This is a genomic window from candidate division KSB1 bacterium (genome assembly GCA_034506255.1).
GTDB lineage: Bacteria > Zhuqueibacterota > Zhuqueibacteria > Zhuqueibacterales > Zhuqueibacteraceae > Coneutiohabitans > Coneutiohabitans thermophilus.
The window spans coordinates 286,905-313,238 of the sequence record JAPDPX010000002.1; the positions used below are offsets into that span (position 1 = coordinate 286,905).

The window sequence follows — 26,334 nt, forward strand, 5'->3', positions numbered from 1 at the left end:
GCCACTATTAGTTGTGGCACTTATCTTGCAAATGGATAAGATGTCTTGATTGAAGGGATCAAGGTTGTACAAGTAGGCGGCTTTTGTGCCTCACATCGGGATGATCTGAGTGTCTATCAAATCCTTTTTTGATGTAGGTTGTATCAGCCTAGGCAGGGTTTTTAGGAAATTACAGGATTGGTAGACGAATGCAACCTGCACGACACCCTCTCGGTGTGAGGCCAATTTTTTGAATTTTCCTCCAACCCGCAGAAATGGCCGGTTGCAGCTATTTCTGGTCAACACGCACTCACGGCAAATCCACCCATGTACAGGATGTCGAACCTCCTGGAGGAGTCGATGGAAAAGGGTATTGTGCAACTTTACGGCAACGGTGACAGCGCCTCACTGCAATTGGAACACCTGTTGGAGAGCGAAGGATACGCGCTGCAGTGTAGCACGAATCTCGACAATTTGGCGGAAGTTGTCATCAACCAGAAACCGGCAGCTTTAATCATTGATTTGGACGAGTTCGGTGATCGCGTCTGGTCGGCGTGCATGGAACTACGCGACGAACTCGCCGCGCGCAAAACCGCGCTGATTCTGATGACTTCGAGCGAGGATGAGAATCTGCGCGTCAAGGCGCTGGAAAGCGGCGCGGATGACATCATCGCCAAGCCCTTTGGCCCGCGCGAACTGTCGGCACGCATCAAGGCCATCGTCCGGCGTCTGGCGAGCGCAGACGCCAAGAAAATTCGCGTCAAGGACATCGAAATCGATCTCGATGAACATCGCGTGCGCAAAGCCGGCAAGCCCATCGATCTCACCTACATCCAGTTCAAACTGCTTTATCTGCTGGCCTCGCGGCGCAACAACGTGTTCAGCCGCAAGGAAATCCTGGAACGGGTGTGGGGAAAAAAGGTCTACGTGACCAACCGTACCGTGGATGTGCACATCAAACGGTTGCGGGAAAAGCTGGGTGAATACAAATATCCGTCTCAATACATCGAAACGATCCACGGCACAGGGTATCGTTTCCTCTAATACCTCATTTTTCCTCCCTCCGGGCCCCTGGCGCAAGCTGGGGGCTTTTTATTTTTGTTCGCTCCTGCCTACTGCATGCCCTTCCCCGAAAAAACAATTGTCCCCGGTGAGTTCGCTCCCCAATCTGTCCGGGTCCGGCACTTCCCCTTCCGGCAGGCTTGACATTCTGAAGGTCCTGGCATACAGTGGCACAATTTCCCCGGTCAAATTCGCCAACCTTCGGGCAGGATTGGTTTCGGCTGGCTTGCGAGGGGATGGAAGATTTTCCCGCGTGATTGCCGGCGCGGCAGATGCATTCCCATTGCAGGACAGCGACAGGTGAAAGCATGCGCGGCCTGAGCCGCTGGATGGCAACTTCAGCGCAGCGGCGGCTCCGCCATTTTCTCCGAGCGATAGTAGAAAAACAGAAAGGCGCCGGCCACCGCGCCCAACACGTGCCACAGCGCATGGCCCTGCAGCCAGCTCGCCGGTGCACACAGGATCCTGGTGTAATCAAGCAGCCAGGCCGCAAAGCCCGTGAGCAGTGAGAGCAGCGCAGCATGCAGCAAGCGTGCATCCGCGTGCACGGGAGTGGGCCGCTGCCGTTCAAGCCACAACGCCACGAGAATAAGACCGCCGAAAAGCCACCGCCGCAGAAACGGTGCGGCGAGCAGCAGGCCGGCCAGCAAGAAGTTTGAAACGAGGTAGGCCGCCACGAACACGTGTTTGCGCATTGGCCGTGCACGCGAGAGATTGTAAAGCAGAATGAAAGTCGCGAACAAGTACATCCCCATCAGATCAGCGAACTGGCCGGCAAAGGTGAGCGAGGCATGATAGAAGGCGGTGCCGAGCCCGATCAAGATCAAGGTGACGCCGTAGAGCACGGGATAGCCGAGCTGGCGCGTCATCACGTTCGGATACCGGCTTCCGGTGTTCTCTGCATGATCCTGGCGGCACCGGCCAATCACCAACAGCCCGATGAGTGTGAAGCTCAAGCCTGACCAGGCGTTGGCAGGTTGTGCAACCGCGCCAGGCCGGATCTCTTCACAGAAGCAGGCAGTCGGCATACAGCTCGCCGGCCGCCAGTCGGACCAGGAATAGTCTTGAAGGCTCCAGTAAAACGCGAGGCAGAGAATCATCATCGCCCCCACTACCGCGGGCCAATAGGGTCTTATTGGAAGAGACATCGCATCAAGCCCCGCAAGTTGGTGACTTGTGAACACAAGTGTTTTTAGTAAGCCAGTTGGTTTGTTTTGTTGGAGAAATTTTTTACTCCCGAGGCAATGATTCGTGCCGAGAATAATCAACCTTTGCCAAAGCTGCAAGCCCGATCTGCCCGCATGACAAGTGGCCGCCCGCTTGCGGTAACGATTTGGGAATTTGCGTGTGATGGCACGCGCAAGTAGAGACGGGGCAGGCCGCATTTCATGCCGCTTTTCCCCTGCCAAGACCCTTTCACCCGCGGCCTGCACCACCCTCCGCCGGCCACAACAAACATCAACCATCGAGAGTCGATCATGATCAGAAAATTTTTCGCAGTGAGCGTGGCAGTCGTGTCTCTGATCCTTGCCGGGCCGGTCAGCGCCCAGCAAATACTCATTGAACAACTTCGTTCATTCCAGCCATTTTTGGATAAAACCTGGAAAGGTGAATTCAAGAACTCAACCAGGGAAAAACCGATGTTCGACGTCGCGCGCTGGGGGCGCGCGCTGAACGGCACTGCCGTTCGCAGCCTCCACTCCGTCAATAACGGCGAATATGGCGGGGAAGCCATCATATTTTGGGATAAGGGCAAACAAAGCCTGGTGTTTTTTACTTCACCACCGCGGGATTTTACACCATCGGCACACTGTCTTGCGAAGACGGCAAGTTCATCAGTCACGAATATGTGACCGGCAACCCCAACGGCATCACAGAAGTCAAGGCCATTGCCGAGGCCACCGCCGATGGCAGGATGCTGAGCAGGTCGCAATACGTGCAGAATGGAAAGTGGGTCGATGGCCACGAAGTGCTTTACGTGGAAGATGCCCCGCGCAAGTGATCTTCAAGTAGCCCGGCTGAGTGTGCGGTCCCTCCGTCTCTGCCGCTTCCCTCTGCAGAGTCGGCTACTCTCCTCCTTTGCGAGCATCGCTGTTCCCATCAACTGGCGGCCCGGGGTTGACTGCAAGCGCCGCGCAGCAACAAAAGTGTTTCAGCAGGAGCCCGCGGTGACCTCGAAAAACTTCGGTACGGCAGCTCCGGCTGAAACACTTTCGAGCGGAGGCCGTGGCCGCGGCACAAGCTGCCCGTCTGCCAGTCAGGGTAGGCCGCGAATGCGCTGCATGATCTTTGCAGTTGTGATCGTTTTGCAGGGATAATACCTGCTGTCGGCAGATCGCAGCATGCTGTGCCGGCGGCGATCAAACCGGCATCATTCTTCCCGCGCCCCGGCAAATATTCCTTGCGAATTTCGCCAAAAACGATAGATTTCGCCTTGTCATTTTATGAATTCGCGGCGTTGCCCGATTGCTTTCGAGTGAGGCCCATTGCCTGTTTCACATGCGCCAAAGCAGAACTAGAAAAAATGCTGCACCGCAGCGGCGGGCAAAAGCCCTGCTGCTCGCAGCTGCTTTGCTGACCGCCTCCATGCCATTGCTGCGCGCGGAAGGTGCAGGCCTCTGCTGTTCCATGTCTGCCGCGCGTTCCCCCCAAGCCCTCTGCTGCACAGGCAAAGCCCGGGCATCGATGATGTGCTGCACCAACGAGTCCATGCCACCTGCTGATCACGCCACGCTGGTTCCCGCCGCTACGGGTCAATCGTTGCGACTGCTGCCCGCGTGCACAACTCTGCTTGCTGCTGACGCAGTGGAGCAGGCGCAGCATTCCTGCAGGAACGTGGTGTCGGCCTGTCTCGTTTCGCTGTCAGGGCTGACCGGCACACACCGTCATCTTCTCCTCTCTGTTTTCCTCATTTGAGCGCCCGTGCAAGGGAGTAGTACGCCCGCTCCCTCCTTCTTCACCTTTGCCATCACCGTTTTTGGGGATGCCATGAGCAGCGCTGCCGGCGGATGGTCCGCCGGGGTGTCGATGCTTGCCGGAACCCCGAGGCAGCGCATGACCCGGAAAGGTCCACATGAAAGTGGCCGTCGTGATTCCAGCTTGCAATGAGGAACGCGCCATCGGCAAAGTGGTCGCGGCGATCCCGCGTCCGCCGGTGAGTGCGATCATCGTTGTCAACAACAATTCCAGCGATCACACCGCCGAGGTGGCGCGAGCCGCAGGAGCGCAGGTGGTGGAGGAGCCGCGGGCCGGCTATGGCGCCGCCTGCCTCACCGGCGTGAATGCGGCGGAGCAGCTCGGCGCAGACCTGATTGTCTTTCTCGATGGCGACTACAGCGATTACCCCGAGGAAATTCCCGAGCTGATCGCGCCGATTCTCGCAGCGCAGGCGGACATGGTCATCGGCTCCCGCATTCTCGGGCAACGCGAGCCGGGTTCCCTGACACCACAACAACGCTTCGGCGGCTGGCTGGCGTGCCGGCTCATGAAGCTGTTTTTCGGCGCACAGTACACCGACCTGGGACCCTTTCGCGCCATCACGCTGCCGGCCTTGCGACGCCTCAACATGCAGGATCGCAACTACGGCTGGACTGTTGAAATGCAGATCAAGGCGGCGCGCGCCGGCTTGCGCGTGCAGGAAATCCCGGTGCGCTATCGCAGGCGGATCGGGGTCTCGAAAGTTTCGGGCACCGTAAAGGGCGTGTTCATGGCAGGCTGTAAAATTCTCTGGACGATTTTCAAGTATGCTGTGCAAACTGCGCCGCAGGGTGTCGAATCCGGGGAACGACGACACGTTGCCGGATAAAAACCAGGCGGTGCTGGAATGACATTCCGCATTTCAAACCAATCATGAAATCAATCGTTTTCTCATTTGTCTGTGCGCTGCTGCTTTGTTGGGGAGGGAAGACCGCGGCTCTGGCGCAAAGTGAGCACGGTGAAACCGTCAGCCTTGCCGCCCTTCTCCGTGAGGCGCGCGCGCGCAATCCCGAGATTCGTGCGGCGCAGAAAAGATGGCAGGCGATGCAAGCGCGCATCAAACCGGCCGTCACCCTCGAAGATCCGCAAATCGGTTTGCAAGTGATGTATGTGCCGTATCCGCTGCGCAACGCTTTTAAGAATGAGCGCGCCCTCACCATCAGCCAGATGTTCGAGTTTCCCGGCAAGCTCGGCCTCATGTCCGGCATGGCCAAGCGCGAGGCACAAGCCAGCGGCGCGGAGTATGAACGTGTCGTGTTGCGTGTGTTGACGGAGGTCAAGAAGATCTACTTCATGCTCTTTCATCTCGATTATGAGCTCGCGAACAACCGTGAAAACCGTGCGCTGATGCGGCAATTCATCGAAATCGCCAGCGTCAAATACGCCACCGGCATGGGCTTGCAGCCGGACATCCTCAAGGCGCAAACCGAGTATTCGATGATGTTCAACGACAGCCTGATGCTGGCGCAAGAACGCCGCTCGATGGCGGCGATGCTCAACGCTCTGTTGGATCGTCCGCGCGATAGCCACGTGCCGGTGATTCACGAACATTTCGATCCGCGCCACCATTCCTTCAATCTGGATTCGCTGGTGCAAACGGCGTTTGCCCATCGCCCCGAATTGAAAAACATGCAGGCGATGGCGGACATGTATCAACTCTCCGCCCGTTTGGCGCGCCGCGAATATTTTCCCAATTTTATGTTGAGCTACACGCATCGAAAAATGCCGGAGATGAAAACGTGGGACGCGATGGTTTCGTTCAACGTTCCGCTCTATTTTTGGCGCAACGAAAAATTGCGCGTGCAGGAAGCCGATGCCAACTATCAAATGGCAGATGCCAGTTTACAGTCGATGCACAACATGGTGCGTGCAGAAGTGGAAAGCGCCTTCTACAAAGTTGAACAGGCGGCGCGCAGCGTGCGGCTTTTTCAACACACCATCATCCCGCAGGCCGAGCAATCGCTGCTGGCCAGCCGTGCCGCTTATGAGAACAACAAGGTGGATTTCCTCATGCTGCTCGACAGCCAGCGCACGCTGCGCGAACTCAAACTCGCCGCGCATCAGGCGCTGGCGGATTTCGGCACAAGGCTCGCGGAGCTGGAGCTGGCGGTCGGAACGCAACTTGTAAATTTGGATTGAGGGAAATAGGCAAGATTAAACTGGCGATGCGAGTGCGAACAAAATTATTCTCGAAGCGGGCGTGGTTGGGAAAGGACACTTTCGTGGAAAGCGTGGTACCCGATGAACCACTCACACGATTGCAAGTTCGCGAACGTGCAGCATATCGCGGCGGGTTGCCGGTCGCAGCGCCGTTGCCGGAACCGAGGTCACGGCAACTGTTTCGCCATTACCAGCGAAAAACTCGACTTCGTAGCCCTCAGGATACCGATCGGTTGCCGGATGATGTTCAACGATTGTCCCCATGTCCCCGGCAAAAAGATTTTCGTCGGGCAGGTCTTGAACGAGGACGACTCTGGAGAATAATGGAAAACTCATGGTTGTTTCTCCGGAATGAGAGTGACAAAGCGGGCGACAGATTCGCCTTGGCGAATCATCCAAATAGATCGAATCCACCGCCGTTGGCCATTAGGACCGGCGAGAGGTGCAACAATCTCATATTTTACGCCATAAATGGATTGTTTTCCCGGCAACGCTTCGAGCGGCAAATGTTGCTCGCGCAAGTCTTTCTCGAGAATTTGCCACTGCGCTTGCTGGTAGCCAAGCTGCATCAGATATCGCGCTTTGGATTCGCCATCGGGATTTGAGAGATCTAGAACATAATCGCGCAATTTCTCAGGAGCAATGATGGTTGTTGTCTGTGAAAGTTTCACCCAATGTCATTTTGGTGAATTAGATTCATGGCATCATTTTTTAACAAAATACGAGGTTTTGCCGCAAAACGCAATATTTTTGGGTTCAAGTTTTATTTTTCAACCAATGGTTCGAAGCCTGGTGCAGCAAATTTTCCACATGAAAATAGCGAGGTGAAATATGTGGCTCATATTCAAATCTTTTAGTTTCCAAACCTCATTGATCACTTCAGAATTACCATCGCGGTCATTGGTTCTTTTGTTGCTGATTTCCGCCCTTTTCGTCATTGCCTGTGAAAAGAAAGCCGCGCAAATGGCAACCACCAATGGCCCGGCAACTCCAGATAAAAAAGACCGCAAAATCCTCTACTACAAAGACCCGATGCACCCGTGGCTGACTTCGCCGAAGCCGGCCAAGGCGCCGGATTGCGGCATGGACATGGTGCCGGTTTATGAAGGCGAAGAAAACGAACAGCCCGGCAGCGCGATCAAAATCGACCCCACCGTCGTGCAAAATATCGGCGTAAAAACCGAAGCGGTGCAGAAACGCCGGCTCGCCAAAACCATCCGCGCCGTTGGCAAAGTCGAAGTGGATGAGACGAAGCTCTACGCCGTGAACACCAAAATCATGGGCTGGGTGGAGAAGCTTTATGTGAATGTCACCGGCCAGCCGGTGAAAAAAGGCCAGGCGCTGCTCGAGCTTTATTCGCCGGATTTGGTCTCGACGCAGGAGGAATATCTGCTCGCCCTGCGCTATCAAAAAGCGGTGAGCGGCAGCGAATTGCAGGAGACGCTGGCCGGCTCTTCAAGCTTGGTCGAAAGCAGCCGCCGGCGTTTGGAATTGTGGGACGTCTCTGAAGCGCAAATTGCTGAACTGGAAAAGACCGGCAAACCGCGACGCACGCTCACGTTCTATTCCCCGGCTAATGGCATTGTGATGGAAAAAATGGTGGTGCAGGGCGCCACAGTCATGCCCGGCATGGACCTGTTCAAAATCGTTGATCTGTCCAAAGTGTGGGTGATGGCGGATGTTTATGAATATGAACTGCCGTGGATCAAAGTTGGCGAACCGGCGGAAATTGAGCTGGCCTACATTCCCGGAAAAATTTTTACCGGCCAAGTCACTTACCTCTATCCCATGCTGGCAATGGAAAGCCGCACCGCCAAAGTCCGTTTGGAATTCGCCAATCCCCGCGGCGAGATTCAACTGCGGCCCGAAATGTTCGCGACGGTGCGTTTGAAATCTGACTTGGGTGAAGAAACGATTGCGGTGCCCGAGCAGGCCATCATCCGCAGCGGCGAACGACTCATTGCGATTGTCGCACGCGACGGCGGCTATTTCGACGTGCGCGAAGTGAAAGCCGGTTTGGTTGCCGAAGGCTACATGCAAATTCTCGAGGGCTTGCACGAGGGCGAGCAACTGGTGGTGTCTTCACAATTCTTGATTGACTCCGAAAGCAATTTGCGCGCGGCGATTGCGCAATTTACCAGCAGCCATGCGGGACATGGCGGGCAGTCAATGGGCGCACCATCCGGAGAGAGGGGGAAAGGTCGAGTGGGGGAAGGGGAGACGGTGAGAGGACATGAAGGGCATCAGATGCAAACGCAGAGCAAACCGGCTGAACATTCAACCCACGACATGGACAAAAATAAAGAAACCGGTGCGAAAAAGTATACCTGCGAAATGCATCCGGAAGTGATCATGGACGCGCCAGGTGATTGTCCGAAGTGTGGGATGAGGCTGGTGGAGATGAAATGAAAGTTGCTGGTTGCTCGTTGCTGACCATTGGCCAATTCAACATCATCAAAGAGCAACCAGCAACCAACGGCGGAGCTTTTTATGCTACCTAAAATAATAGATTGGTCCATCCGCAACAAATTTCTCGTCGTCCTGCTCACCGTCTTTGCGATCATCGGCGGAATTTACGCGATGCTCAACACGCCGGTGGATGCGATTCCGGACTTGAGCGATGTGCAGGTGATCATCTACACCAAGTTCGAGGGCCAGTCGCCGCGCATTGTTGAAGACCAGGTGACGTATCCGTTGACCACGGCGATGGTCTCGGTGCCGCGCTCGACGGTGGTGCGCGGTTATTCGTTTTTCGGCTACTCGCTGGTTTACGTGATTTTTGAGGACGGCACCGATATTTATTGGGCGCGCTCGCGCGTGCTCGAATATCTCAATTACGCGGCGAATCGCCTGCCCAAAGGCGTCGTGCCCGCGCTCGGCCCGGATGCCACCGGCGTCGGCTGGGTGTTTCAATATGCACTGAGATCGAACAAGCGCGATCTTGCCGAGCTGCGTTCGATTCAAGATTGGTATTTGAAATATGAATTAAGCGCGGTGGAAGGCGTTTCGGAAGTCGCCAGCATCGGCGGATTCGTCAAGCAATACCAAGTCACCGTTGATCCCAATCGCCTGCTCGCCTACAATATTCCGCTCGACATGGTGATGATGGCGATCCGCAAGAGCAACCACGACGTGGGCGGCGAAAGCATCGAAATGAGTGAGACGGAGTTCATGATTCGCGGCCTCGGCTATCTCAAGTCTGTCGACGACATCAAAAAGATTCCGCTGATGGTGGACAAGAGGGGCGGCACGCCGGTGTATTTGCGCGACGTGGCGGACGTGCAAATCGGCCCGGAAATGCGCCGCGGCATCGGCGAGCTCAACGGCGAAGGCGAGGCGGTGGGCGGCATCATCGTCATGCGCTACGGCGAGAATGCGCTGAAAGTGATTGACGGCGTGAAGAAAAAGCTGGAAATCTTGAAGGCCGGCCTGCCGGAGGACGTGGAGATTGTCACTGTTTACGACCGCTCGGCGCTGATCAAGCGCGCGATTTCCAATTTGCGCCAAAAGCTGATCGAAGAGATTTCCGTCGTCGGCCTCGTGTGTTTGATCTTTCTGCTGCACCTGCGCAGCGGCTTTGTCGCAATCTTCACCTTGCCCACCGCGGTGTTGATCTCGTTTTTGATCATGTACTATCAAGGCATCAACGCCAATATCATGTCACTCGGCGGCATTGCCATCGCCATCGGCGCGATGGTGGACGCGGCGATCATCATGATCGAAAACGCGCACAAGCATCTCGAGCGCGATGCCGGCAAAAAAGCGCATTGGAACATTATTGCCGACGCTTCCAAGGAAGTCGGGCCTTCGCTGTTCTATTCTTTGATGGTGATGACCGTGTCGTTTTTGCCCGTCTTCGCTTTGCAGCAGCAGGAAGGCCGGCTCTTCAAGCCGCTGGCCTTCACCAAAACCTATGCGATGGCGGCCTCGGCATTTCTGGCGATTACCATCGTGCCGATCTTGATGGGTTTTTTCATTCGCGGCCGTCTCCGGCCGGAGGAAAAAAATCCCATCAACCGTTTTTTGATCAAGCTGTACGACCCGGTGCTGCACTTCGTGTTGCGCTGGAAAAAATCAGTACTGGTCGCGGCGTTGATCATCCTCGGCGTAACGGTTTATCCCTTCTCGAAAATCGGCAACGAATTCATGCCGCCACTTTACGAGGGCGACTTGCTCTACATGCCGACGACTTTGCCCGGCATCAGCGTCACCAAAGCGCGCGAGCTGCTGCAGCAGACCGACAAGATCATCCGCCAATTTCCGGAAGTGCATCACGTCTACGGCAAAATCGGCCGCGCCGAAACCGCGACTGATCCGGCCGGCCTCGACATGATTGAAACAATGATCATGCTCAAACCGGAAAAGGAATGGCGGCCCGGCATGACGGTGGACAAACTCATCAACGAGATGGATGCGGCGCTGAAAATTCCCGGCTTGTCGAACGTATGGACGATGCCGATCAAGAATCGCACCGACATGCTGTCGACCGGCATCAAGACGCCAGTTGGCGTCAAAATCTCCGGTCCTGATTTGCAGACGCTGGAAGCCATCGGCAAGGAAGTCGAAGCCGCGGTCAAGCAAGTGCCGAATACGCTTTCTGCTTTCGCGGAGCGCGCGGTCGGCGGAAACTACGTCGATTTCCATGTTAATCGCGACGAAGCCGCGCGCTACGGCTTGACAGTTGATGATATTCACAACGTCATTCAATCCGCCATGGGCGGGATGGCGGTGACGACAACAGTTGAGGGGCTCGAGCGCTACCCCGTGAATTTGCGCTACAGCCGCGAATTGCGCGACAATATCGAGGCGCTCAAGCGTGTGCTGGTGGCAACGCCGACCGGACAGCAAATTCCGCTCGGCCAGCTCGCCACCCTCAGCATCAACAAGGGACCGATGGTGATTCGCAGCGAAGACACGCGCCCCAATGTTTGGGTGTATGTCGATATCAAAGACATCGATGTCGGCACCTATGTGAACATGGCGAAGCGCGCGGTGGCGGAAAATGTGAAACTGCCGCCAGGATACAACATCGTGTGGAGCGGGCAGTATGAATACATGCAACGCGCCCAGCAACGGCTGATGATCGTCATCCCCATGACCGCCCTCATCATTTTCGTCATCATTTATCTCAGCACGCGCTCGGTGACAAAGACGATGATCGTGTTTCTGGCGGTGCCATTCTCGCTGGTCGGCGCCATTTGGCTGCTCTACCTGCTTGATTACAATTTCAGCATCGCGGTATGGGTCGGCATGATCGCGCTCGCCGGCTTGGATGCCGAAACCGGCGTGGTGATGCTGCTTTATCTCGATGTCGCTTTTGACAACGCCAGAAAAAAAGGATTGATGCGAACGCTGGCAGATTTGCGTGAGGCAATTTACGAAGGCGCGGTGCGCCGCATTCGCCCGAAAGTAATGACCGTCGGAACGACGTTCGTCGGCCTGCTGCCGATCATGTGGAGCGCCGGCACCGGCGCCGACTTGATGAAGCGCATCGCCGCGCCGATGGTGGGCGGATTGTTTACTTCGCTGCTGTTGGAGTTGATGGTTTATCCGGTGATTTATTATCTTTGGAGGAGACGAGAGCTTCAAAAAGTAAACACTGATGAAACAGATAAACAAGGAAGGGTGCAGCATGGCTAAAGACCCCATTTGCGGCATGACGGTGGATGAAACGACAAGCCTGACAGCCGAGCGCGACGGGCAGACCTACTATTTTTGCTGTGAGCATTGCCGGCAGAAATTTCTCGCGCCGTCTGCACCGCAAGTCATCACCCTGAAACGGCCCCTTGCGGTCGCAAAGCAGCCTGTGAGTCTTGCGCCTTCGCACCAAGAGAAGCATGGCCAGCACGCGCCGGCGACGGTCGCGCACGCTTGTTGCGCGGATGATGGTGCATCACCAACAACGCCCAGTTCCGCTGCGAAATATTTTTGCCCGATGTGCGAGGGCGTCGAAAGCGACAAGCCCGGCGATTGCCCGAAATGCGGCATGGCATTGGAACTGAATCCTGCGTGGAAACCTAAGAGCAAAATTATCTACACGTGCCCGATGCATCCCGAAATCGAGCAGGGTCATCCCGGCGAATGCCCGATCTGCGGCATGGCGTTGGAGCCGAAAACAGTGTCACGCGACACCGAAGAGGAAAACGCCGAGTTGCGCGACATGACGCGCCGCTTCTGGATTGGCGCAGCGCTCACGTTGCCGGTTTTTCTGCTGGCGATGGCGCATATGATTCCCGCGCTGAACGTGGTACCGGAAAATATTTCGCGCCGGTTGCAGTTCATTCTCACCACGCCGGTGGTTTTGTGGGCCGGCTGGCCGTTCTTCAAGCGCGGGTGGCGTTCGATTAAAACGATGCACTTGAACATGTTCACGCTCATCGCCATCGGCGTGGGCGCGGCTTATTTCTTCAGCGTCGCGGCAATGCTGTTGCCCAATCTGTTTCCCCATTCCATGCGGCACAATGGCGGTGTGAACGTTTATTTCGAAGCCGCGGCAGTGATTGTCGTGCTGGTGTTACTCGGACAAGTGCTGGAATTGCGCGCGCGCAGCCGTACCGGCAACGCCATTCGCAGCCTGCTCAATCTCGCGCCGCCCACGGCCCACCTCATTCACAACGGCGAAGAAAAAGAAGTGCCGTTGGAAAGCGTGAAAAGGGGTGATCGTTTGCGCGTGCGGCCGGGCGAAAAAATTCCAGTTGATGGTGTCGTCATCGAAGGCCGCAGCAGCGTGGACGAGTCGATGATTACCGGCGAGCCGATTCCGGTGGAGAAAAACCCGGGCGACAAAGTCACTGGCGGCACGGTGAACGGCGCCGGCAGTTTCGTGATGCAAGCCCAGCGCGTGGGCAGTGATACTTTGCTGGCGCAAATCGTGGACATGGTCGCGCAAGCGCAACGCAGCCGCGCACCAATTCAAGGGCTGGCTGACAAGGTTTCCGGCTATTTTGTTCCGGCAGTCGTCGCCATTGCCGTAGTCACTTCATTACTTTGGTATTTCTTCGGGCCGGAGCCGCGGCTGGCTTATGCCCTTGTCAATGCCGTTGCAGTGTTGATTATTGCATGCCCGTGCGCTTTGGGTTTGGCGACGCCGATGTCGGTGATGGTGGGCGTGGGCCGCGGCGCGCAATCCGGCGTGCTCATTCGCAACGCCGAAGCCATCGAAATCATGGAGAAAGTCAATACGCTGGTCGTTGATAAAACCGGTACCCTCACGCACGGCAAGCCACGTCTCACTGCCGTGTTGCCGGCCGAAGGTTTTGAGGAGAATGAACTGCTGCTGGCGGCGGCCTCGGTCGAGCAAAACAGTGAGCATCCGCTGGCCGCCGCAATTGTGCAAGGCGCAAAAGAACGAGGAGTGAAGCCACAAACGATTACGGATTTTGCTTCGATCACTGGCGGAGGTGTCGTCGGCAAACTTGGGGGAAGGGAAATTGCTGTAGGCAAAAGTGCCTTCTTGCAGCAACGCGGGGTGAGCGGCCTAGCGGCGTTCGAAGCGCGCGCAGGAGTACTGCAATCCGAAGGCAACACGGTTATTTTCATTGCGATTAATGGCAAAGCTGCAGGCTTGCTCGCGATTGCTGATCCCATCAAAGCTTCAACCCCCGAGGCCATCAAAGAATTGCACCAACTCGGCTTGAAAATCATCATGCTCACCGGCGATAATCAACGCACTGCGGAAACAGTGGCAAAGAAACTCGGCATTGACGAAGTTGAAGCCGGCGTCGAGCCGCAAAACAAACACGAGCGTATTCAGCAATTGCGGCAACAGGGCCGCATCGTGGCGATGGCGGGCGACGGCATCAATGACGCGCCGGCATTGGCCGCGGCGCATGTCGGCATCGCGATGGGCACGGGCACGGACGTCGCCATGGAAAGCGCGGGCATCACGCTGGTCAAAGGCGATCTGCGCGGTATCACCAATACCATCAACCTGAGCCGCGCCATGATGCGCAATATTCGCCAGAATCTTTTTTTCGCGTTTGTTTACAACACGCTCGGCATTCCCCTTGCCGCCGGCGCGCTCTATCCGTTTTTTGGCGTATTGCTCAGCCCCATCATCGCGGGCGCGGCGATGAGCTTCAGCTCGGTTTCGGTGATTGTCAATGCCCTGCGTCTGCGCAAGCAAAAGCTGTAACCGCCGATTGCAGATCGCAATTCGCCGGATTTCAACCCTCATCATTCATTTCACAAAGGATACCCTCATGGTAAGAAACTCTCTTCTCGCTCTGTCACTCGGTCTGGCCCTTATGGCGTGCGGCGGTTTCGAGCACGACCGCACCGACGCCACTGGTTCCGCCACAGCGCAGGCCGGCCTTTCGGAAGTAAAGATCAGCGTGCCCACCGTGCAATGCGGCAGTTGCCAGAACAAGGTTGAGAAGGCACTGCAAGCAGTGGCGGGCGTGAAAACGGCAAAGGTTGACCTGGATGCCAAAGTCGCACGGGTGAGCTTCGATCCGCAAAAGGTCGGACTGGCTGAGCTGGAGAAGGCCATCGCGCTGGCGGGATATGATGCGAACAATGTCAAGCGCGATTCCACGGCCTATGCTGGGCTCGATCCCTGTTGCAAGCTGCCGGAAGACCGCTGAACCGCAGACCACACGCGCCACCGCAGGAGGTGCAGCATGGGCACCTCCTGCGGTTCCCGCCTTTTTTCCCCGCGTCCTGGCTGCCTAACCCCGCCGCCCGGGGGTTGAATCTGCGACCGGAGCTAGGCGGCAGCCAGTCCCGCCCGAATTTTTTCCCGTCAAACTGCAAGCTTGCTAATGAAGAATATCTTTTGTAGTATCCGCGCCGGCTGTGAAAGCCCTGCAGTCGACCAGTGGCGGCTGCGAGGTCGGAGGATGAACCTGCCCATGTTGAAAAGCAGTATGAAGATGTTCTGCAAAACCTCGAGGCCGCGATCATTGCCTTGTATCGCATCATGCCGGAGTTGACGGACTATGAGGTCGCCGATGCCGTGCGGTTGCTGATAGGCGGGTATGTGGCGGAAGAGACGGAAAGGTTTGCGCCCCATGCCAGTCTCTGCGAACGCGGCGGGGAGGTTCGGCAGGCCGTCAAAGCGATCTGCGCATGGCGCCCGGGGCGCAAGATGCTCGAGAGCGCCGGGGGCGAGGAAGTGCCCGGGCTGCAAATTTCTCTGAACGAGATCAGCGCCTGCCTGAAACGCATGCACCAATCCGTGCAATATTGGACGAAGGAGGGCGGACGGCAGGGTTGTCTGAAATTCGTCAGTCAGTTTCTTTAATCTGCCAAAGGGGTGAGTGCAACGTGTCGGTCTGGAAAATTCAAGATTCCCTGGAAACTTACAACATCGCGCAGTGGGGCGCGAATTTTTTTTCGGTGAACGATCTGGGCAACGTGGTGGTGCATCCCAACGGTGATGCCGGCCGCGCCATCGATCTGAAAGTGCTGGTCGATGAAATTCAACAGCGTGGCATTCAACTGCCGCTGCTGGTGCGCTTCTCCGACATTTTGCGCACGCGCGTGCGCGAACTCTGCCTGAGTTTTCAACGCGCGATCGAAGAGTACAGGTACCAGTCGGTTTACCGCGGCGTTTATCCCATCAAGGTCAATCAGCAAAAGCATGTCGTCTCCACCATCGTGGATGCCGGCCGGCCTTTTCATTACGGGCTGGAGGCCGGCTCGAAGCCCGAGCTGCTCACCACCATGGCGCTGCTCGACGATCCCGAAGCCCTGATCGTCTGCAATGGCTACAAGGACGAGGAGTTCATCGAGCTGGCCCTGCTGGCGCGCAAAGTGGGCAAGAACGTCATTCTGGTGGTGGAGAAGCTCAATGAAGTCGACCTGATCACCAGGCTGGCGGAGCGTTTGAACGTGCGGCCGGCGATGGGCGTGCGCGTGCGCCTGTCGACCAAGGGCGCGGGCCGCTGGGAGGCCTCGGGCGGCGACCGCTCGAAATTCGGGCTCGGCCCCGTGGAGATTCTGCAAACCCTCGAGAAGTTGCGCGCCCAAAACCTGCTGGACTGCATGCAGTTGCTGCACTATCACCTCGGCAGCCAGATCACCGCCATTCGCAACATCAAGGAGGCACTGCGCGAGGCCGGGCGTTATTATGTCGAGATCAAACGGCTGGGCGCCGCACTCAAGTACTTCGACGTGGGCGGCGGCCTGGCGGTGGATTATGACGGCTCGCGCACCAACTTTTCCGCCTCCGCCAATTATTCCCTGCAGGAATATGCCAATGATGTCGTTTATCAGATCATGACCACCTGCGATGAGGCGGGTGTGCCGCATCCCATCATTGTCAGCGAATCCGGGCGGGCAATCACCGCGCACCACTCGGTGCTGGTGTTCAACGTGCTCGGCGCCATCGTGTCGCAACCGGTGGAACCGCAAAAACCCGTCGAGGCGCCGCCGCTGGTGGTCGACTTGTGGGAGTCCTATCAAAGCCTCAGCCGCAAGAATTATCAGGAAGCCTATCACGACATCCAGCATGCGCGCGAGCAGATCTTGAACATGTTCAATCTCGGCTACATCAATCTGCACTGGCGCGCTTATGCCGAAGCCGTCTATCGCGCCGCCAACCACAAGATTCAGCGCCTGGCCAAGGATTGGGACTACGTTCCCGACGAACTGGAGGGGCTGGACCGCGCCCTGGCCGACATTTACTTCTGCAATTTCTCACTGTTTCAATCCCTGCCCGACGCCTGGGCCATCGATCAGGTTTTCCCCATCATGCCGATTCATCGCCTGAATGAAAACCCGACGCAATCCGCGGTGCTCGCCGACATCACCTGCGATTCCGACGGCTGCATCGACCGCTTCATCGATCTGCGCGACGTGAAGGATGTGCTGCCCCTGCACCCCCTGCGCGAGAACGAGGAGTATCTCATCGGCATCTTTCTGGTGGGCGCCTATCAGGAGATTTTGGGTGATTTGCACAATCTCTTCGGCGACAACAACGCCGTGCATGTCACCCTCGACGGCGAGGAGCATGCCTACAAAATCGAGCACGTCGAATATGGCGACACGGTTGCCGAAGTGCTGGGCTACGTCCAGCAGAAAAAGGACGACCTCGTCAACCGCTTTCGTGAAAGTGTGGAACGTGCCGTGCGCGAAGGCCGGTGCACGATTCAGGAGTCGCGTCACATTCTGGAAATGTATCGCAGCGGGTTCGAGGGCTACACGTACATGGAAGGCTGAAGCGGCGCCCGGCCGGCGGAGGACAGGCGCCGGGTTGCACGCCTGCGCTTGGTTCCCCCCACTGACCGCAATCCGGCTCAGGGGTTGCGGCGGCGGCCGGGTTTGAGCCGGCGGGCAATCTGCCCCGCCACGCGCATCACCTCTTCGACACGCAAGGCATGGCTGGCCGCGAGAAAAAGCGCGGTGAAGACCGTGCCAATGATCAAACACAGGAGCAGGCTGTCGCGCATGCCGTCGGGAGCGAGAAAACGCAGCACAACCTTCCTCAGGGCGGCACTCATCATGCCCGCCGCCGCACTGAGCAGCAGCAGCTTGCCAAAAAGCAGATAGACCAACCGGCTTCCGCGATTTCCACTCTTGCGATTCCACAACATGTAAAGCAGGCCACTCTGCAAAATGGCGGAGAGGGAAACCGCCAGCGCCAGGCCGTGAATGCCCAGTTGTGTCGTGCCGAACCAGTAAAGCGGAAGGCTGGCGAGCACGGCGAGCGTGCCCACCAGCGTGGGAAACAGGGTGTTTTGCATGGCGTAGTAGCCGCGCACCACCACGGTTTGCGCGGCAAAGGCGAAGGCCCCGATCAGGAGCAACACCAGCACCTCGGCGGTCAGCACAGTGGCCTGCTGGTCGAAGCGGCCGCGCTGAAACAACAGGCGAATGACTTCGCGGCTGAGAACCATCAGGAGCGTTGCCACCGGAATGACCAGGGCAATGTAGCGGCGCAAGGTGTCATCGAGCAGGCGATTCATCTCGGCCAGACGACCCTCCGCCATCAGGCGTGCGAGATAGGGATAGGAGGCCACGCCCGCCGCCTGGCCGAAGAAACCCACCAGAATCAGCATGACGCGCAGGCCGTAATTGAGGGAAGCAATGCTGCCCTCCGGCAAAAACGAACCGAAGAAACGGATGAAGAATTCCGTGGAAAACGTCATCGTCAATCCCACCATCAACGGCAGGGAGAGCAGCACGTAGCGCTTGACATCAGGATGGCTGAGCGTGAAGCGCCAGCGCAGGTGCATGCCCACGCGGCGCGCGCCCACATATTGCACCAGCAGATTGCCCGCCAGCGCGCCCGCCAAAACGCCCCAGGCGAATCCCGCCATTGCCAGCCAGCGATACAACAGCACGCCGCCGAGAATGATGCCGAGATTGTAGAGCAGCGGCGCCAAAGCCGGCAGGGTGAACTGCTCTTTGGCGAACTGCACCGCCATCAACAAGCCGCCGAAGAAAAAGCACAATTGCGCCGGTGTGATGATGCGCGTCATGCGAATCGCGGCGGCGCGCTGCCCGGGATCGGCCAGGCCCGGCGCAACCAGCGCCACCAGCTCGGGTGCCCACCACCACGCCGCCGCCACCAGCAGCGCCAGCAATGTGCCAAAAACCGTAAAGATGATCGAGAACACCTCCCAGCCGGCACGCTCGTCGCCGGCCGCGAGATATTTGGAAAAGATGGGAATGAACGTAATCGACAGGAAGCCGCTCGCCACCACGTGGTTGAGAATTTCGGGAATGACGAAGGCCACGTTGTAGGCATCGACCTCGCCGGCAGCACCGCCGAGATGGGCGATCACCATCTCGCGCACCAGCCCGATCACACGGCTGGCCAGCACCGAAGCCATCATGATCAGTGCCGCAAAGGTGACTTTTTGGGAAAGGGATTTTGTCATGCTGCCTGCAATCGCTGTTGTCGTCCCGGTGGCAGGAGTGCGAAGGAGGTCATGACCTCAGCCGGCAAGGCCGCCGGACAGGCCCGGCCGGCTCTTCGCGCCGGCTGCCCACTTATGCAGACAGTCCCGGTCAGGATGAAAATCATGGCGCGGTCATAGCCGCAACCCAATCTGTCATCCGTGAAAAACGGCGCGCGGCAAAGTTTCATATCAGATTCCTCTCCGCAATCGAACACCTGGCCCGCCAGTGACACAACTGTTTTTCCAGCCCCGGTCCAATCCCGCCAAAAATCACGCATGCGCTCGATCGTCATTCCCGTGGCGATTCGCCGCCATCCCTGCGACAAATGGTATTGCCGGGCAGCGCGGTTCGCCGGCTGTCTTGCGGCCCGGCCGTCAGCTTGCATTCCGGACGGTCCGCGGCGGCGAGTTCACCAGGATTGGAGAGGAAGGGGGCAGGGCCCACAGCCGGTGCGCTTTGAATCGGCCGTGACTTTTCTATTTGTTGATCTCCGGCCGTGCCATTGCAAAGACGCTGCCGATGGTCGCGTATTCTTCGCCGCCGAGACGTGTGATCGGTCGCAGCGCGGCGGCATCGACCAGGCCATTGGGTCGCAACAAAGCGGCCCGCATGTGAAAACGCACAATCCTGCCCAATACCAGCGTCGCGCTGGTGCCCGCCACCGGTACGATTTGCGTGAGACGCGCTTCCATCGCCACCGGCGCGTCCGCCACGCGCGGCGGCTTCACTTCCAGCGAGGGCGCGGCTGCCAGGTTTGCCAGCTGGAATTCATCGACGCCGGCTTCCCACTCGCCGGAGGTGAGATTCATTGCCGCGGCCAGATGCTCGTCCACGAGATTGATGACGAATTCGCCGGTTTCCTGCACATTGCGCAAGGTGTCTTTGGGCCGGCCCTGGCGCTGTCCAATGGCGATCATCACGGTCGGCGGATGGTTGGCGACCGCATTGAAAAACGAGAAAGGTGCGAGATTGCGCACGCCGGAGGCGCTGAGGGTTGACACCCAGGCAATCGGCCGCGGTGCCACGAGGCTCAAAAACAGGCGGGCGGCTTCCCGCGGCGGCATGGCATTAGTTGAGAAAGAGACAAACTCTTGCGACATGGGGGAGTCTCCCGGTTTGACGGCAAGCGCAGCCCGGTACTGAGATCGCCCGCGCTGCACGCGAAGTCAGGCTTTGTCCATCGCATTGGCGGCGCTGGCGAGTTGCGCGACCAGCCTAAACCCGATTGGCGCGCTGTGACCGTGCCTTATTTTGACAGAACCGGCCGGGGCACCGGTTCTTCGTTGAATTTCATTTCGGACAGATCACCCCGGGCCGAAAAGGTGTAGCGCAGAATGAAAGGCAGTGAACGTTCGGCAAATCCAATTGCGCGCAGGACTCCGCGGTCGATCATGAATTGCAGATCGCGAATCTCGACCACCCGGCGGCCGTCGCGCTGCTCGGAATGCACCCAGGGAAAGCGGGCGAAATGCAGATACCAGCGGCTTTCCGGAATTTGCAGGGCGCGGGCGGCGAACTCATCTTGCGCGTTCTCATAGACGGTGAGCGTGAGCGGCTCTGCCGGCCGCCGGTTGCTCATGTAGGCCTGGCGGGCACCATCTGCGGTTTGTGCCAGCCCCATCCAGCGGAAGAGGCTGAGCGGTTGTGGCAGGGCGGTGATTTTCGTCGCCTGCACGCCGGCCTGTTGCAAGGCCTTCGCCATGCGGTGTCTGGCGATTTGATGGTTGATCATTTCTGCGCCGAGATAGAACAGCACCAGCACGCTGCCCGCGAGTACGATGCGCCGCCGGTTTGCCGGCCGCAGCCTGGCGAGCAGCAACACCGCCGCCAGTAAACCGGTGAACCAGGGATCGATGATGAACATCCAGTCGAGGGCATAGCGGCTGGACGACAGCGGTGCGAGAATTTGCGTGCCGTACGCCGTGATGACATCGAAGAAGATATGCAGCAGCGTACCGAGCAGTGCCAGCAACCAGGCGGTTTGGAAGGGAGCCAGCTTTTTCCAAAAGTAGAAAAGCGCGGCCGGCGCCAGTGCAAACACCGGCGCAAACACCAGCGAATGGGTGAGGCCGCGATGGTGCTGCATCGCGAAGATTGGGTCCTGGAACGCGCCGAGCGCGACATCGAGATCCGGCAGGTTGGCCGAGACCACCAGCAGCCAAAAGGCTTTGCGTTTGAAACCGGGGTCGGCAAAAAACTCAGGCTTGGTGACTTCCATCGCCTTTGCGGCCAGCGCGCCGGTGAGACTGTGCGTGAGATTATCCATCGTTACAACCCGAATTTTGCACCCGGATTGATTCCATCAGCGGGTAACGCTGATGGGATCGCGACGCCCAACCACCCACGGGGTGGGGCATAAAAAATTTCACAGGCAAACCTGCTGTCGACTCCGGCAGAAGAAAAAAACTGCGCCAGATCATGAAAAATTCGACAGGCCGTTCCTCCGGAGCTTGCATTTTGGCTATGGAGCGCAGCTATAACCAGTTCGCTTCGCGGGAACTTTTTGGGCGCTGCCTCGAGAGGAGAGGGCGCACACCCGACAACCCCGCCCGGGACGGCCTGTTTATAAGTACCTGAATTTTGCACCCAGATTGATCTCTTTCGCGAGAAACGTCGCTTTGATCGCGATGGCCAATCACCCAAGGGCTGACCTGCTTGATGCTCCTAAAAAAGCCGCGTCAGATCATGAGAAATTCACAGGTCACTCCCAACGAAGTTTAAAGACACGCAAGATGCCCATGTCTGCAAACAGTTCACTCCCAACGGAGTTCTGTGAGCACGCCATTTCTTGCGGCCAACCGCGAGCCAGCGTGCAAAAATCAGGAATAAAATTTGGTTGCGGCATGACGGCCGCGTTACGTGATCCGGAGTGCGAGCATCGTCACATCATCCCTGATTTTCGCCGCCGGGGCAAAGCGGCCCAATTCGGCGACGATGCCGTCATAAAGTTCCCTGGCAGAAGCGGCAGGGGCGAGCCGTTTCATCTGCTCCGCCAATCGTGGCAGGCCGAATTCCTCCCCCCACGGCGTTGGCTGTCTCGGTCACGCCATCGGTGTAAAACAAGAAGAGATCCTCCTGCTCGAAGGTAATCGCTTTTGCCTGGAAGGAGGCGTTGGGTGTGAGACCCAATGCGACGCCGGAAGTGGTGTGCTCGCAGACCTGCCGGGAGCGGCTCTGCCAGTGCAGCAACGGCAAATGCCCGGCATGCACCAGCGTGACGGTGCATTTGGCAAAATCGAACAAGGCCCACAAAAAACTCACGAACATGCCCTTGTCGGAATTGTGGGCCAGTGTGTGATTGAGAGACTGCATCAACTTTTCAGGGCGGGAGAGATATTTGAGCCCGGTGAGGAAGGCGCTCTTGGTGATGGCCATCAACAGGCCGGCGGCAACGTTGTGTCCGGCCACATCACCGATGGCGACTGCCAGCCGCTGATCGGGAAGTTCCACCACTTCGAAATAATCGCCGCCGACCTCCTGCGCCGGGAGGGTCCTGCCGAAAAGCCGGCACCCCGGCGGGCTTTTTTCCACCACGGGCAAAAGCTGCGATTGAATCCTTTGTGCCAGCTTGATCTCGGTTTCAATGCGGGATTTTTCCGTGAACACCGCGCGCGCCACCCGGCCATAGCATTTGATGCCGGCGACAATCGCGACGAAACCGATGCCGAAGAGAAGAGAGTTTTTTGCCTCCGGCAGCATGTGTTTCGGTGTTGCCGAGATCCCGATCATCGCGCCCAACACCGCGGAGACCAGAGAAATCGCAAGGGTCAGCCGGCTGTAATACCGGCGCCAATGTGGATGGAAGATGATAACCGTGTCGGACAACATCAGCAAAAAAATGACGGGATAAACGACCGCCGGAAGCCCCGCCGGCAGAATGCCGCTCAGAAACCGGTCAAACGCGAGAAAGAGCAGGATGATGATGCTCAGATAGAACAAGGTCAGCGAGCATGCCGCCTGCCAGCGGATGCGCAGCGGCAGTTGCTCGAACATCTCGTACTCTTCGAGACTAAGATTGATCAGGCGCTGAAAAAGGGTTTTGGTCATCTGCACAAACTGCCGAAGATGTTCGGGTAAACTGCAGACGAAGCGACGGACCCGCCGGCCGGCAGGTCCATCCCGGCCGGTTTCTTTTCATTATCATGCCACGACTTCCGCACGGGCGGGCGTTGCCAGCGGCTGCCTGTCGTGGGCCGGCCCGACCCGGATTTTGGTGAAACGTGCCAACAGCGTGTAAACCACCGGCACCAGCACCAGCGTGAGAAATGTTGAGAGCAGCATGCCGCCCACCACTGCAATGCCCAGCGGCCGCCGGGATTCCGCGCCGGCGCCCAGGCCAATGGCGATGGGCAGAATGCCGAAGATGGTCGCGAACGAGGTCATGAGAATCGGCCGCAAGCGGATGGTGGCCGCATCGGCAACCGCATCGAACAAGCGCTCGCCCCGCTCCTGCAATTGGTTGGCAAATTCCACGATCAGAATGGCGTTTTTGGTCACCAATCCGATCAGCATGATCAGACCGATCTGCGAGTAAATATTGAGGCTCTGTCCGAAGAAATACAGCGCGGCCAGCGCACCCGCCACCGCCAGCGGCACCGAGAGCAGGATCGTGAGCGGGTGAATGAAACTTTCGAATTGCGCCGCCAGCACCAGATAGATGAACACCACCGCGAAGGCGAAGAGAAAATAGAGCGCGCTGCTGGATTCGCGGAACTCGCGCGACTGGCCGGTCAAGTCGCGCTTGATGGTGGGCGGCAGGCTGGTGTCGGCGATGCGGTCGAGATCATTCAAGGCCTGACCCAGGCTCACGCCCGGCACCATGCTGGCGGTGATCGTCGCCGAGCGCACGCGATTGAAGTGATTCAACTCTTTCGGCGCCACGGTTTCCTTCACAGTCACGACATTTGCGAGCTGCACCAGGCCGTTGGCGCCGCGCAGGTAGATGCCCTCGATGGTGTTGGGCGTGGCGCGGTCCGCGGGTTTGAGCTGCACGATGACATCATACTGTTTGCCGCCGCGCTTGAAGTCGGTGACCACGCGGCCGCCCAGGAAGGTTTCAAGCGTGCTGCCGATGTCCGTCACCGAAACGCCGAGCAGCGCCGCGCGCTCGCGATCGATGGTGATCTCGAGCTGCGGTTTGTTCAGGCGCAAATCACTGTCGAGATTGATGAGATAGCCGAGTTGCGAGGCCTGCGCCATCATGAGGGCGACTGCGCTCTGCAGTTCCTCGTAGGTGTCGGCCTGCAGCACATAGGCCACCGGCGTGAAATTGAAATCCGCGCCCAGGCTCGGCGGGTTCAACACAAACGCGAGCACACCCGGAATCGAAAAGAGCTGCGGGAAAAGTTCCTGCACGATTTGTTGCTGCGATTTCTGCCGCTCACTCGCCGGCTTCAGGTTCAGGAAGATGAAGCCATTGGTGACGCGGCCAGGCCCGGCAAAGCCCACGCCGGTGGCGGTGAACACGCCGTTGGTTTCGGGCCGGCTGAGCATGATCTGTTCGATCTGCCGCACGTAGCGGTCGGTGTAATCGAGCGTGGCGCCTTCGGGCGCGATGACGATGCCGAAGCCGACGCCGCGGTCCTCGGTCGGCACGAGTTCACTGGGCAGCAGCTTGAACAGCGCCACGCTGATCGCGATCATCACCACGGCCACACTCACCACCAGCACGCGATGCCGCAGCGCGCCATGCACGATGCGATGGCAGGTGCGCTCCAGCCAATCGAAGAAGGCGTCAAACGAGCGCGCCGCCCAGCTCGAGCCGGTGTGGTGCAGCGGTTTCAGCATGCGCGAGCTCATCATTGGCGTCAGGGTCAGGGCGACGAAGCCGGAGATCAGCACCGCCACCGCCACCGTCACGCCGAACTCATTGAACAGGCGGCCGATGTTGCCGGTGAGAAAGGCGAGTGGCACGAACACGGCCACCAGCGCGATCGTCGTGGCCAGCACCGCAAAGCCGATTTCTTTGGCGCCGTCGCGCGCAGCCTGCAGGCGGGATTTGCCCATTTCCATGTGGCGGTAGATGTTTTCGAGCATGATAATGGCATCATCCACCACCAGACCGATGGCGAGCACCAGCGCCAGCAGCGTGAGGATGTTGATGGTGTAGCCGAGAAAATATCCCACCGCAAACGTGCCGATGATGGAAATCGGGATGGCGAACGTGGGGATGAGCGTGGCGCGGAAACTTTTGAGAAAGGCAATGATCACCAGCACCACCAGGCCGAAAGCGATGAGCAGCGTTTCCGCCACTTCGTTGATGGAGTCCTGAATGAAGGTTGCCGAATTGTAGGCGACTTCCAGTTGCATGCCCTGGGGCAGCGTCTTTTGCAGTTCCGGCAGTGCGTCGATCACGGTTTGCGCCACTTGCAGGGTGCTGGCGCGCGTTTGTTTCACCACGCCCAGCCCGGTGGTGGGCTTGCCGTTCCACCGCACCGCGGTGCGTTCGTCCTGCGCGCCCAGTGCCACCTCCGCCACGTCACCCAGGCGCACAAGCTCATCGCCGCTTTGCTTGACGATGATAGCGGCAAATTCCTCCGGCGTGACCAAATCGCCGCGGGTGCGCACGGTGAATTCACGGTTTTCGCCCTCCACGCGGCCCGCCGGAATTTCCGCGTTTTCGCGGCGGATGGCATTTTCGACATCCTGCGGCGTGAGGCCGCGCGCCGCCATGCGTTGCGAATCCAGCCACACGCGCATGGCATAGCGCCGCTCGCCGCCCATGAAGATCGAACCCACGCCCGGCAAACGCAACAGCCGCTCTTTCAGAATGCGCTCGGCCGCGTCGGTCAATTCCAGGTTGTTGTGGCGGTCGCTGATCAACGCCAGCCACATGATCGGCTGCGCGTTGACGTCGATTTTTTGGATGATGGGATCATCGGCCTCGCGCGGCAGCAGGCCGCGCACACTCGCCACGCGGTCACGCACGTCGTTGGCGGCCTGATCGACGTCGCGATCCAGCTCAAAGGTGATGGTGATCGCCGAGCCCTGCTCCTGGCTGGAAGAGGTGATCGTCTTCACGCCCTCGATGGTGGAAAGCTGCTCCTCCAGAATGTCGGTGATCTCGGTTTCGACCACGTTGGGGCTGGCGCCGCGATAGAAGGTGGTGACCGAAACCACGGGCGGATCGATGTCGGGATATTCGCGCACCGGCAACTGCGTGAAGGACACCACGCCGAAGATGATGATCACCAGACTCATCACCGTGGCGAGCACCGGGCGCTGTATTGAAATTTCACTGAGCTTCATGATGGTCTCCGCAAAGAATACGCCATGGCAGCGCGGACCTCTTGTCTGTCTTCGTCCACT

The 26,334-nt window shown here is 58.2% G+C and carries 19 protein-coding genes; 11 read left to right on the top strand and 8 right to left on the bottom strand.

What is annotated here, in order from left to right; translation table 11 throughout:
* Positions 1-339: 339 nt before the first annotated feature.
* On the top strand, positions 340-1,023 hold the full coding sequence (locus ONB52_04790; GenBank protein MDZ7415463.1) for a response regulator transcription factor: 684 nt from the start codon (positions 340-342) through the stop codon (positions 1,021-1,023).
* 356 nt (positions 1,024-1,379) lie between these two features.
* Here the strand turns inward: ONB52_04790 and ONB52_04795 are convergent, their stop codons facing one another.
* Positions 1,380-2,144, bottom strand: a complete 765-nt coding sequence (locus ONB52_04795; GenBank protein ID MDZ7415464.1) for a ceramidase — start codon at positions 2,142-2,144, stop codon at positions 1,380-1,382.
* A 375-nt stretch (positions 2,145-2,519) separates the two neighbouring features.
* Here ONB52_04795 and ONB52_04800 point away from each other — a divergent pair, with 375 nt between their 5' ends.
* The 4 genes from ONB52_04800 to ONB52_04815 all read left to right on the top strand — a co-directional run bounded on the left by ONB52_04800 (position 2,520) and on the right by ONB52_04815 (position 6,156).
* The gene (locus ONB52_04800) at positions 2,520-2,894 is read left to right on the top strand and encodes a hypothetical protein (protein ID MDZ7415465.1); all 375 of its coding nucleotides are present in this window, start codon (positions 2,520-2,522) and stop codon (positions 2,892-2,894) included.
* Complete coding sequence (locus ONB52_04805; GenBank protein ID MDZ7415466.1) at positions 2,891-3,043, top strand: hypothetical protein; 153 nt, start codon at positions 2,891-2,893, stop codon at positions 3,041-3,043. Before ONB52_04800 ends, ONB52_04805 begins: the two co-directional genes overlap by 4 nt.
* Positions 3,044-4,114: 1,071 nt before the next feature.
* A complete protein-coding gene (locus ONB52_04810; protein ID MDZ7415467.1) occupies positions 4,115-4,846 on the top strand; it encodes a glycosyltransferase family 2 protein in 732 nt (243 codons plus the stop codon).
* 44 nt (positions 4,847-4,890) lie between these two features.
* Entirely contained in the window at positions 4,891-6,156 is a 1,266-nt protein-coding gene (locus tag ONB52_04815) for a TolC family protein (GenBank protein ID MDZ7415468.1), read from the top strand.
* A 111-nt stretch (positions 6,157-6,267) separates the two neighbouring features.
* On the opposite strand, the gene ONB52_04820 is transcribed toward ONB52_04815, so the two are convergent.
* Entirely contained in the window at positions 6,268-6,513 is a 246-nt protein-coding gene (locus ONB52_04820) for a DUF4926 domain-containing protein (GenBank protein MDZ7415469.1), read from the bottom strand.
* A complete protein-coding gene (locus ONB52_04825) occupies positions 6,510-6,848 on the bottom strand; it encodes a hypothetical protein (protein ID MDZ7415470.1) in 339 nt (112 codons plus the stop codon). The genes ONB52_04820 and ONB52_04825 overlap by 4 nt, the downstream gene beginning before the upstream one ends.
* A gap of 292 nt (positions 6,849-7,140) precedes the next feature.
* On the opposite strand from ONB52_04825, the gene ONB52_04830 reads away from it, so the two are divergent.
* The 6 genes from ONB52_04830 to speA all read left to right on the top strand — a co-directional run bounded on the left by ONB52_04830 (position 7,141) and on the right by speA (position 17,340).
* On the top strand, positions 7,141-8,586 hold the full coding sequence (locus tag ONB52_04830; protein MDZ7415471.1) for an efflux RND transporter periplasmic adaptor subunit: 1,446 nt from the start codon (positions 7,141-7,143) through the stop codon (positions 8,584-8,586).
* An 81-nt stretch (positions 8,587-8,667) separates the two neighbouring features.
* Positions 8,668-11,817 (top strand): efflux RND transporter permease subunit, encoded by a 3,150-nt coding sequence (locus ONB52_04835; protein MDZ7415472.1) that lies wholly within the window; start codon positions 8,668-8,670, stop codon positions 11,815-11,817.
* The gene (locus tag ONB52_04840; GenBank protein ID MDZ7415473.1) at positions 11,810-14,311 is read left to right on the top strand and encodes a heavy metal translocating P-type ATPase; all 2,502 of its coding nucleotides are present in this window, start codon (positions 11,810-11,812) and stop codon (positions 14,309-14,311) included. The genes ONB52_04835 and ONB52_04840 overlap by 8 nt, the downstream gene beginning before the upstream one ends.
* Before the next feature lie 67 nt (positions 14,312-14,378).
* The gene (locus tag ONB52_04845; protein MDZ7415474.1) at positions 14,379-14,762 is read left to right on the top strand and encodes a heavy-metal-associated domain-containing protein; all 384 of its coding nucleotides are present in this window, start codon (positions 14,379-14,381) and stop codon (positions 14,760-14,762) included.
* Positions 14,763-14,995: 233 nt separating this feature from the next.
* Positions 14,996-15,421 carry a hypothetical protein gene (locus tag ONB52_04850; protein ID MDZ7415475.1) on the top strand — a complete coding sequence of 142 codons (426 nt, stop codon included), beginning with the start codon at positions 14,996-14,998 and terminating at the stop codon, positions 15,419-15,421.
* Positions 15,422-15,444: 23 nt separating this feature from the next.
* Positions 15,445-17,340: a biosynthetic arginine decarboxylase gene (gene speA / locus ONB52_04855; GenBank protein ID MDZ7415476.1), complete on the top strand. Its 1,896-nt coding sequence runs from the start codon at positions 15,445-15,447 to the stop codon at positions 17,338-17,340.
* Positions 17,341-17,417: 77 nt separating this feature from the next.
* On the opposite strand, the gene murJ is transcribed toward speA, so the two are convergent.
* The 5 genes from murJ to ONB52_04880 all read right to left on the bottom strand — a co-directional run bounded on the left by murJ (position 17,418) and on the right by ONB52_04880 (position 26,274).
* Complete coding sequence (gene murJ, locus ONB52_04860; GenBank protein ID MDZ7415477.1) at positions 17,418-19,004, bottom strand: murein biosynthesis integral membrane protein MurJ; 1,587 nt, start codon at positions 19,002-19,004, stop codon at positions 17,418-17,420.
* A gap of 498 nt (positions 19,005-19,502) precedes the next feature.
* Positions 19,503-20,126 (bottom strand): flavin reductase family protein, encoded by a 624-nt coding sequence (locus ONB52_04865; GenBank protein ID MDZ7415478.1) that lies wholly within the window; start codon positions 20,124-20,126, stop codon positions 19,503-19,505.
* Positions 20,127-20,272: 146 nt separating this feature from the next.
* On the bottom strand, positions 20,273-21,292 hold the full coding sequence (locus tag ONB52_04870) for a metal-dependent hydrolase (protein ID MDZ7415479.1): 1,020 nt from the start codon (positions 21,290-21,292) through the stop codon (positions 20,273-20,275).
* Positions 21,293-21,966: 674 nt separating this feature from the next.
* The gene (locus tag ONB52_04875) at positions 21,967-23,073 is read right to left on the bottom strand and encodes a SpoIIE family protein phosphatase (protein ID MDZ7415480.1); all 1,107 of its coding nucleotides are present in this window, start codon (positions 23,071-23,073) and stop codon (positions 21,967-21,969) included.
* Between the two features lie 93 nt (positions 23,074-23,166).
* Positions 23,167-26,274, bottom strand: a complete 3,108-nt coding sequence (locus ONB52_04880) for an efflux RND transporter permease subunit (protein ID MDZ7415481.1) — start codon at positions 26,272-26,274, stop codon at positions 23,167-23,169.
* Positions 26,275-26,334: the final 60 nt, after the last annotated feature.

Bases quoted from the DNA above. Each gene is read 5' to 3' on its own strand.
- ONB52_04790 (MDZ7415463.1), top strand. From the start codon at position 340: ATGGAAAAGGGTATTGTGCAACTTTACGGCAACGGTGACAGCGCCTCA.
- ONB52_04795 (MDZ7415464.1), bottom strand. From the start codon at position 2,144: ATGATGATTCTCTGCCTCGCGTTTTACTGGAGCCTTCAAGACTATTCC.
- ONB52_04800 (MDZ7415465.1), top strand. From the start codon at position 2,520: ATGATCAGAAAATTTTTCGCAGTGAGCGTGGCAGTCGTGTCTCTGATC.
- ONB52_04810 (MDZ7415467.1), top strand. From the start codon at position 4,115: ATGAAAGTGGCCGTCGTGATTCCAGCTTGCAATGAGGAACGCGCCATC.
- ONB52_04815 (MDZ7415468.1), top strand. From the start codon at position 4,891: ATGAAATCAATCGTTTTCTCATTTGTCTGTGCGCTGCTGCTTTGTTGG.
- ONB52_04820 (MDZ7415469.1), bottom strand. From the start codon at position 6,513: ATGAGTTTTCCATTATTCTCCAGAGTCGTCCTCGTTCAAGACCTGCCC.
- ONB52_04830 (MDZ7415471.1), top strand. From the start codon at position 7,141: ATGGCAACCACCAATGGCCCGGCAACTCCAGATAAAAAAGACCGCAAA.
- ONB52_04835 (MDZ7415472.1), top strand. From the start codon at position 8,668: ATGCTACCTAAAATAATAGATTGGTCCATCCGCAACAAATTTCTCGTC.
- ONB52_04840 (MDZ7415473.1), top strand. From the start codon at position 11,810: ATGGCTAAAGACCCCATTTGCGGCATGACGGTGGATGAAACGACAAGC.
- ONB52_04845 (MDZ7415474.1), top strand. From the start codon at position 14,379: ATGGTAAGAAACTCTCTTCTCGCTCTGTCACTCGGTCTGGCCCTTATG.
- murJ (MDZ7415477.1), bottom strand. From the start codon at position 19,004: ATGACAAAATCCCTTTCCCAAAAAGTCACCTTTGCGGCACTGATCATG.
- ONB52_04865 (MDZ7415478.1), bottom strand. From the start codon at position 20,126: ATGTCGCAAGAGTTTGTCTCTTTCTCAACTAATGCCATGCCGCCGCGG.
- ONB52_04870 (MDZ7415479.1), bottom strand. From the start codon at position 21,292: ATGGATAATCTCACGCACAGTCTCACCGGCGCGCTGGCCGCAAAGGCG.
- ONB52_04875 (MDZ7415480.1), bottom strand. From the start codon at position 23,073: ATGACCAAAACCCTTTTTCAGCGCCTGATCAATCTTAGTCTCGAAGAG.
- ONB52_04880 (MDZ7415481.1), bottom strand. From the start codon at position 26,274: ATGAAGCTCAGTGAAATTTCAATACAGCGCCCGGTGCTCGCCACGGTG.